1 protein-coding gene is annotated in these 728 nt (G+C 69.1%); it reads left to right on the top strand.

Features of this window, described 5'->3' with window-relative positions:
- Positions 1 to 728, top strand: a 728-nt coding sequence (locus ACTF4R_RS21150; protein ID WP_440010626.1) for a (Fe-S)-binding protein, incomplete at both ends; no start/stop codon positions are given.

Consider the following 728-nt stretch of genomic DNA (forward strand, 5'->3'; position numbering starts at 1 on the left):
GACCTCGTCGTCGAGTACGGCGGCAGCGTCTCCGGCGAGCACGGCGACGGCCGGGCGCGGACCCAGTGGAACCGGAAACTGTACGGGGAGCACGTCTGGGGAGTGTTCCGGGACCTCAAGACGGCGTTCGACCCCGACTGGCTCCTGAACCCCGGCCAGGTCTGCGGCGACGTCGACATGACAGAAAATCTCCGATTCTCGCCCGGTTACGAGTTCGAATCCGGATTCGAGCCAGCACTGGAGTGGGAGAACGAGAACGGGTTCCAGGGGATGGTCGAGCTCTGTCACGGCTGCGGCGGCTGTCGCGGCGGCCAGGAGACCACCGGCGGCGTGATGTGCCCGACCTACCGGGCCGCCGACGAGGAGGTCACCTCCACGCGCGGTCGGGCGAACCTCCTCCGGCAGGCGATGTCGGGCGACCTGCCGGAGGGCGAGCAGTTCGACGTGGAGTTCATGGCGGAGGTGATGGACCTCTGCATCGGCTGCAAGGGTTGCGCCCGCGACTGCCCGAGCGAGGTCGACATGGCCAAACTCAAGGCCGAGGTCGAACACGAACACCACCAGCGCCACGGCGCGAGCCTCCGCGACCGCCTCTTCGCGAACGTCGACCGGCTTTCGGCGCTCGGGAGTACCCTCGCGCCCGTCTCGAACTGGGCGTCGAAGGTGCCGGGGGCCCGCGCCGTCATGGAGAAAGCAGTCGGCGTCGCCCGCGAGCGCTCGCTGCCCAC

Origin of the sequence: Halomicrococcus pelagicus, from assembly GCF_051917725.1 — an archaeon.
In the GTDB taxonomy this organism is placed as follows: domain Archaea; phylum Halobacteriota; class Halobacteria; order Halobacteriales; family Haladaptataceae; genus Halomicrococcus.